Annotated in this window: 1 protein-coding gene; it reads right to left on the minus strand. The window is 46.7% G+C overall.

The window, feature by feature from the left end:
• Positions 1 to 1025, minus strand: a 1025-nt coding sequence (locus tag BCT81_RS25635) for an SLC13 family permease (protein WP_102426291.1), incomplete at its 3' end; no start/stop codon positions are given.
• Positions 1026 to 1068 lie beyond the last annotated feature (43 nt).

A 1068-nucleotide genomic window follows, 5' to 3' on the forward strand; every position in this document is an offset into this window, starting at 1 on the left:
CCGATACCAATCGCAATACCACCGGCGACTAACCACAACACATCCCAGTTAATCAGCTTGAGTTCTTCTTTGCCCATGATGCCCGTCAAAGTGAAGACCGCCAGTGGAATGATAGAGACCACATAGGTGTTCATGCCATGCAGCTTGGTGGTCATCCACAACAAGATGGTGGCGGCAAAGGTGACGTAAACCACGATCGCTCGCCAGCTCTTTCTGAATTGTCCATCGAGTTTAAGCACCATGTTTTTCTGCGTGGAAGGGAAGATTTTCTGAAGAAGGAACCAAGCAATGGTGAGCTGGATGATCACAAAGGGTAAGCCCATCATCATCCAACTGAGAAAGTCGATGGTGTTTTCACCAGTTAGGTATTGCAGTGCGATGGCATTGGGAGGCGTACCGATTGGTGTTGCGATACCACCAGTATTAGCGGCGATCGGAATACACAATACGAGTGCTTTGATCCCCATATCGCCTTTTGGCGCCGAAGCTACAATAGGGCCAAGCAGAGCTAGCATCATGACCGTGGTTGCGGTATTCGACATAAACATTGAGAACACGGCGGTGATCAACATTAAGCCAAGCATGATGAAGCGCGGTTCTGTACCGAATGGTTTCAGCAGCACTCGAGCTAGGTTGTTATCGAGTTCGTATTTAGAGGCCGAGATTGCGAGAGCAAAGCCACCCATGAATAGAATGATGATTGGTGATGAAAATGCACCGAATATGTCGGTATATTGAATTAACTCACCGAGATCGTGTCCCGCTGGTGGATTTCTAAATAGGTGCAGGCCTTTGTCGGAAATCATCACCAGTTCAAGTGCAATGATCAATATCGAGGTGGCGAAAACTGGAACGGGTTCAAGTACCCAAAGAAGGGCAGCAAGTAGAAATATCGCTAGCAGGCGGTGTTGAATCAGCGTCAGGTCATCGATAGGTATTGAATCTATTGGCATGAATAACACGCCCAAGGGAATCGCAAAACAAATCAACAGCTTGACCAGAACGCCAATATTGAGTTTAGGCATGTACAAAGACCCTATGAATAAAATATCTTCAAATAGAGTAAGT

It is taken from the genome of Vibrio sp. 10N.261.52.A1 (assembly GCF_002876325.1).
Lineage (GTDB): Bacteria > Pseudomonadota > Gammaproteobacteria > Enterobacterales > Vibrionaceae > Vibrio > Vibrio chagasii.